5 protein-coding genes and 1 pseudogene are annotated in these 6,226 nt (G+C 58.3%); 4 read left to right on the forward strand and 2 right to left on the reverse strand.

Annotated features, from left to right (window positions below):
- Positions 1 to 364: 364 nt before the first annotated feature.
- Complete coding sequence (locus tag AAAC48_RS08495) at positions 365 to 1,027, reverse strand: hypothetical protein (RefSeq protein ID WP_340653762.1); 663 nt, start codon at positions 1,025 to 1,027, stop codon at positions 365 to 367.
- Positions 1,028 to 1,672: 645 nt separating this feature from the next.
- The gene (locus tag AAAC48_RS08500; RefSeq protein WP_340653763.1) at positions 1,673 to 3,073 is read right to left on the reverse strand and encodes an FAD-binding oxidoreductase; all 1,401 of its coding nucleotides are present in this window, start codon (positions 3,071 to 3,073) and stop codon (positions 1,673 to 1,675) included.
- Positions 3,074 to 3,178: 105 nt separating this feature from the next.
- Between AAAC48_RS08500 and AAAC48_RS08505 the strand changes: the two genes are divergently transcribed.
- From AAAC48_RS08505 to AAAC48_RS08520, 4 genes and pseudogenes are all read left to right on the forward strand, one after another.
- The gene (locus AAAC48_RS08505) at positions 3,179 to 4,084 is read left to right on the forward strand and encodes a LysR substrate-binding domain-containing protein (protein WP_340653764.1); all 906 of its coding nucleotides are present in this window, start codon (positions 3,179 to 3,181) and stop codon (positions 4,082 to 4,084) included.
- A 73-nt stretch (positions 4,085 to 4,157) separates the two neighbouring features.
- Positions 4,158 to 4,354 (forward strand): annotated as a pseudogene (locus AAAC48_RS08510) (IS6 family transposase); the annotation flags it as partial.
- 268 nt (positions 4,355 to 4,622) lie between these two features.
- The gene (locus tag AAAC48_RS08515) at positions 4,623 to 5,705 is read left to right on the forward strand and encodes an alpha/beta fold hydrolase (protein WP_340653765.1); all 1,083 of its coding nucleotides are present in this window, start codon (positions 4,623 to 4,625) and stop codon (positions 5,703 to 5,705) included.
- A 123-nt stretch (positions 5,706 to 5,828) separates the two neighbouring features.
- A partial coding sequence (locus tag AAAC48_RS08520) for an alpha/beta hydrolase (protein ID WP_340653766.1) occupies positions 5,829 to 6,226 on the forward strand: 398 nt, incomplete at its 3' end.

The raw sequence follows: 6,226 nt of genomic DNA on the forward strand, positions 1-6,226 counted from the left end.
CCAGAACGTTTGATAAACGTCGGAGCGAATCGGGCTGGTACCGACCTACCAAGTGGCGAGTGAGACCTGCCGGCTCGTTGCGCACCAGCCCCAGCGGGGGGCTGGCGAAGCCTATAACAGGTATCACTACGTCGATCTTTCGAAGCTCAACCGATACCCACGTTGCTGGTAATTGATCGGACCGGCAGCTTTCGGGATTGATCACGCTGGACTGGACGGCGGGAATGGGGGCGCACACCGGCCCGAGGTCGGTTGTTAGGCCGAGACAGTCAAGTGCAAGTGCGCCGCCGTTGTCTTTTTGACCTCGCGAAATGGGGTCGCGACGGTGCCTGCGAGTTCGCCAGGATGCGCATTAAAGACCCCCTCAATCTGCCTGCATGTAATCCGCCACGCTGTAACAATGGCTCGCCTGATAGGCGTTCCGCCCCCGGTTCATGTGCGTCAGGTTGAAGGTCCGAATGGCCTGCAACACGCGGCGGCTCGTGAGGAATTTGCGGATCGAGACAGAGCCGCGCACATTGATGCCGAAAATGTCCGCACCACGCGGGAAGAAATAACTGACGTGCTCTGGCATCGCGACGCTTTGCTCGAGAAAGGGTTCGTCCACTCGGCTCGGCGTGGCTGAACGATCCGTAGTGAAATCCGAAAGATGCACGATGAATCTGGCGCGGATATCTGCGTCTTGGGCATAGAGCGTGAAAAGCTCCATCCAGCTCGCATTGACGCGGACGAGCGGCTTGTCCGAGGTCGACGGCAGACAGGAAACCGACCAGTAGTAGCGCTCGGTCTTGCGTAGTATGGGAATGCAGCTTGGACCGTATAGCCCGAGAATCTCCAGTACTTTCCCTGCTTGCGGGCGACTAAGTAGCTTCTCAAATCGCGCGACATATTTGAAGCGCTGTTCCAGGGACTCCAAGCGATCGCTCGTGTCCGGCAAGTCGATCTTGCCCTCTATCCAATCGCGCTGCTGCTCAAAATTAAGGAATTGCCGCACACCGGTGGTTCTAGGGCGAGAGGTCGCTACCATATCAGAAGCCCTGCGAAATTCGTGTGCTCGTCATCGACCGACTCCTGTGTTCTCGCTTAGGCGTTTGCGAGTCTAAGCGCCGCGCCTAATGCGCCTCCGAATGATACCTCGCAGATGGAGAATTTGGAACGTCTGCTCGACCACGAGGGAGAAAGTCGAATGGTCGTTCGTTTGGCCGCTTTCATTCCTGTTTTAGCCAAATCTAATATTTATTCGGAACGAGAGGGCATAACTAGCGGGTCTGCAGTCCACACTCTGTTCGAGATGTACTATTGAATAGGCGAGACAAAACAGGCTTTTAATCGAGATTGTAGACATTTGGGCAACAATTAAAAATGCCTGAAATCGCCTATTATCGGCATTTTCAAAGGAACATTTATTAATAGCCTGCGATTTTGAACAAAACGGCATTTGAACAGGCATCGAGGCATGGAGTTTGCTTAACTCAGACGAAGCTCAGATCGCGACGGGCTTTGGGAACGATCAGACCGGCAATAGCGCCTCAGGCTTCACATCCGCGATGGATGCATAGGTGTAGGGTTCCCTCACACCTGGCAGCAGCAAGGCTAGTCCAGCGACTGTGCACCTGCATCCCATCCAAATGCTCCAACACTTTATTCCGTCGAGGTTGCTGCGGATCGACGATCAAGGTGCTGTCGGCGGGATATTTTGGTTCAGCCGAAACAAATTAGCCGGATCATATTTCGCTTTGAGCGCCACTAGGCGGGCATAGTTCTCGCCATAGGCTTCGCGCACGCGATCGTCGCCCTCATCGCCCAGGTTGTTCGCATAGACGCCGCCGGTCGCATATGGCCTGACGGCGCTCCACATCGCGCGAGCCCACTGGATGTTTGCTTCGTCATCCGCCGGATCATCCCAGATCGCGATCGGGAAACAGTCATAGAGCGCGTCACGATTGGCGTAGGGAGCTTCAGATTTCGGCACGCGGGCAATAGCGCCGCCGACCTGCTGGAAGACCAAGAGCGAGGTGACGGAGGGCGCGCCTGCGTAGGCTTCGAGCAGCGCATCGATGGCGGAATCGCTGATTTCGCTGAGGAACTGGGCTTTCCAGTAGTAGCGGCGCCCACGGGGAAAAATGGCGTCGCCCTTCGACTGGATCTGAAGGTAGGGGATGGCTCCGAGGCTGGTTTCCACGGGCGAGCCGAACTCCATCAGAGGAGCAAGGACGGACTCACCGGATTCGGGCGGTCCGACGTAGCAGGCTGAAACGCTGAAGAACCGTTCGCCCGATGGCATCGTCACGAGCGCCGCGTCGACGCTTAGTTCGTCCGGCGCATTGCGGGCAAAGTCGTCATAAAAGCGGATCGCCTCGCGCGCCTGATCGTAGGGGTAAAGCACCGAACCGACGAGAAGGGCCGGGCCGACAGGATGAAGCGTGTACTCAAACGCCGTCACGATTCCGAAATTGCCACCACCGCCCCGCAACCCCCAAAACAGATCGGAATGATCGGAGGCGCTCGCCCTCAGTAGCCTCCCGTCGGCTGTGACGACCTCTGCCGCGATGAGATTGTCACAAGTCAGACCATATTTGCGGCCGAGCTTGCCGAAGCCGCCACCGAGCGTGAGCCCGGCGATGCCGGTGTCGCTGTTGACGCCCATCGTCGTCGCCAGACCGTACGCCTGCGTCGCCGTATCGAACTCGCCCAGGCTCAGACCAGCCTCGGCATGGGCAACGAGGCGGATAGGATCGACTGCGATGTGTTTCATGCGCGACAGGTCGATGACCATGCCGTCGTCACAGACCGACAGGCCTGCGACGTTGTGGCCGCCGCTTCTAACCGCCACGAGACAGTTGTGCGACCTGGCGAAGGTCACGGCCTGGATCACATCGTTGGTGTCGGCGCAGTAGGCAATCAGGGCCGGCCGCCTGTCGATGGCCCCGTTCCAGACCCTGCGCGCTTCGTCGTAGGCGGCGTCTCCCGGCATGATCAGGTCGCCCCGATAGCCTTCCCGAAGCTTCTCCATGACTGAAGGGCCGGGCTGAAATTTGCCCGTTGGACGGTCAATTGGCCTCTTCAACTCCATCGCCGCACGCCTCCCAGCTTTCCACATGGTCTCACATGGCCGCAACCAACTGCAATATCGAAGATCTCAGGTGCTGGATGAGAGAAATTCATCTACATTGTCTACATGAGAAAGCTTCCACCTCTTCGCTCGTTGCACGCCTTCGAGGCGGCTGCGAGGCATGGAAGCTTCAAGGCCGCTGCAGAGGAGCTCGGCGTTACGCCGACAGCGATCAGCCATCAAATCCGATTGCTGGAGGGGACGTGCGGTCGCCAACTGTTTCAGCGGCGTCCGCGGCCTCTCGTGTTAACGAGCGCGGGCGCGCGACTGTTTCCGGCTCTGCGCAATGGCTTTGACGCCCTCGCAGGTGCCATCGCCGCCGTTGCCGAGACCGATGAGCAGGCGCCTTTGCGGGTTACGAGCCCGAATGCCTTTGCAAGTCGATGGCTCGTCCCACGCCTGCCAAGGTGGCGGGAAGCACACCCGACCATTCCGTTGGAGATCATCGGGACCGATGCGGTGCTGGATCTGCGCGCCGGGGCCGCGGATGTCGCGATCCGCTATGCCCGCAGGCCACCTTCGGACTTTCCTGCACAGGAGGTCTGTCGCGATACGTTTTTTCCGGTCTGCAACCCAAATTTGCTCGAGCGGGACGGCCGTCCGGTTCAGCGCGTCTCGGATCTCCTGCGTTTTCCATTGATCCATTTTGATTGGTTGAACAAGGATCCCGAGGCCCCGACCTGGCGGCAATGGCTGTCGAAAGCGCGGTCGATCGATCCCAATCTGAAGGTGGACAAGGCGTGGGATCTGAGCTTTCGGGAAGAACTGCACGCGATTGACGCGGTCCTGGCAGGGCAGGGAATTGCCATATGCAGCGATGTCATAGTCGGCCATGAGTTGGAAAATGGTTTGCTCGTCAAAGCGCATCCGCTGTCTTTGCCGGGCTACGGTTTCTACATCGTCTCGATGCCTCATAGTCCCCGGGCGGCGGTCATCGAGTCTTTTTCGGTCTGGATGAAAGATGTCCGCTAGACGGGTTCTGTCGCAACGGCTGAGTTAGGGCACATAAACTTGGCGTCGGCATTTCTGGGCCAGAAGGCATGGCATGAGCCAGCCTTCTGTCACCTACAAACGTCACCGTTTCCCGCCGCAAATTATCGCCCATGCCGTCTGGCTCTATTACAGATTTCCATTGAGCTTGCGCCTGGTCGAGGAAATGCTGTGGAACGCGGGGTCACGGTTTCTTATGAAACGATCCGACGCTGGGGGATCAAGTTCGGATCGGATTATGCTCAGCGTCTTCGTCGCAGAGACCGGTAATTTCTCTGGGGCTATGCGGTTTCGCACAAGATTTCGGGAGCCGGAAGCCGAGCCACCATCGAGCGCGATGTTGATGGAAACGTCGACGAAAAAGGCGAGGGCGTTCAGTCTGCTGACGCCTCCGTGACGACAACCGCGGGGAGTCTATTAATTAGCCTGCCTTATTAGCCTTATCGAACTTAGCGGCCTAATCAACAACTAATGTTGCGCGTACATTCTAATCACGTTGAACAGACAGAAGGACCCGACTGTGAGCGCCTGGAAGTTTCTCTCCGCAACTCTATTCGTATCCGCCAGTATTCTGACACCGTCTGCAGCAGTGGCACAACAGACTCAGAAATCCGGGCCTCTTGTGATCCAGGAACAAGGCAGCTTCGCGGTCGGCGGCACAGTCCTAAGCACCCCCGGAACCTACAACAACAACAACCCTTCTAACAAAGGTCAGACCCTTCACGGTGATCACCTCTACGCCTTCTATCAGATGCCGCAGAATCCGCGGCCGCGGCCTATTGTGATGCTGCATGGTGCTTATCAATCGGCACGCAGTTGGGAGACCACGTCCGACGGGCGGGAAGGCTTCCAAAACATTTTTCTGCGCCGCAACTTCACCACTTACCTGATCGATCAGCCGCGCCGCGGACGCGCCGGCAACAGCACCGTGGCCACGACGATCGAGCCCACGCCCTACGATCAGCTCTTCTTCGATCAATTCCGGCTCGGCAAATGGCCAAACTTCTTCGACAACGTCCAGTTCGATCGGAAGCCGGGGACCCTGGACCAGTTCTTCCGGTCCGTCACGCCCAACACCGGACCATACGATGCCGGCTTGATCTCGGATGCGATGTCAGAGCTGTTCGGTCGAATCGGTCCGGCCATCCTCTTCACCCATTCGCAGGGCGGCGGTCCGGGCTGGCTGACCGCGATCAAGAATCCGAACGTCAAGGCCATCGTCGCGTTCGAACCAGGAAGTGGCTTCATCTTCCCCGAAGGCGAACTGCCTGAAGCGATGCCGAGCGCAGCCGGCACACTGTCGCCCGAGGCCGTGCCATTGGCAGATTTCGAGAAGCTCACCCGCATCCCGATCATTATTTATTACGGCGACAACTTCCCGGTCGAGCCGACCACGGAGCGCGGACAGGACAACTGGCGGGTGCGGCTCGCTATGGCCCGGCTCTGGGTCGATGCCATCAACAAGCATGGCGGTGACGCCCGGCTGGTGCATCTTCCGGAGATCGGAATTCGCGGCAATACGCACTTCCTGATGTCCGACCTGAACAATCTCCGGATCGCGGATCAGGTCTCGCAGTTCCTTGCCGAGAAGAAACTGGATTGACCCTTCCCCCCGGATCAAAGATTGGAGTTCGAAATGACCGACGAAGTCATCAACAAAACAAGGCGTGAGTTCCTCGGAGCCTCCGCGCTTGTTCTCTCAGGTGCTATAGTAGGAGTTCCAGCAATGACCAATGCCACGGCTGTCGCCGCCGACTACAAGCAGAATCCGTTTACACTGGTCTATGACGGCGCGATCACGAAGAACGAGCCGGGCAAGGTCAATATCCACCCGGTCACCTACAAGCTCAATGGCCTGGATATTGTCGCCAACGTCTACACGCCGGCAAACTACGATCCGAGCCAGAAGTATCCTGCGATCGTCGTGGCGCACCCGAACGGCGGGGTTAAGGAACAGGTCGCAGGCCTGTATGGCCAGCACCTGGCGGAACAGGGCTACATCACGATCACCGCGGATGCCGCCTACCAGGGTGGGAGCGGTGGCGAGCCACGCAGCGAGGACAAACCCGCATTCCGCATCGAGGACATCCACGGTATGGCGGACTTCATCACCCGCTATCCGGG

It is taken from the genome of Phyllobacterium sp., from assembly GCF_037994405.1.
Taxonomy (GTDB): domain Bacteria; phylum Pseudomonadota; class Alphaproteobacteria; order Rhizobiales; family Rhizobiaceae; genus Phyllobacterium.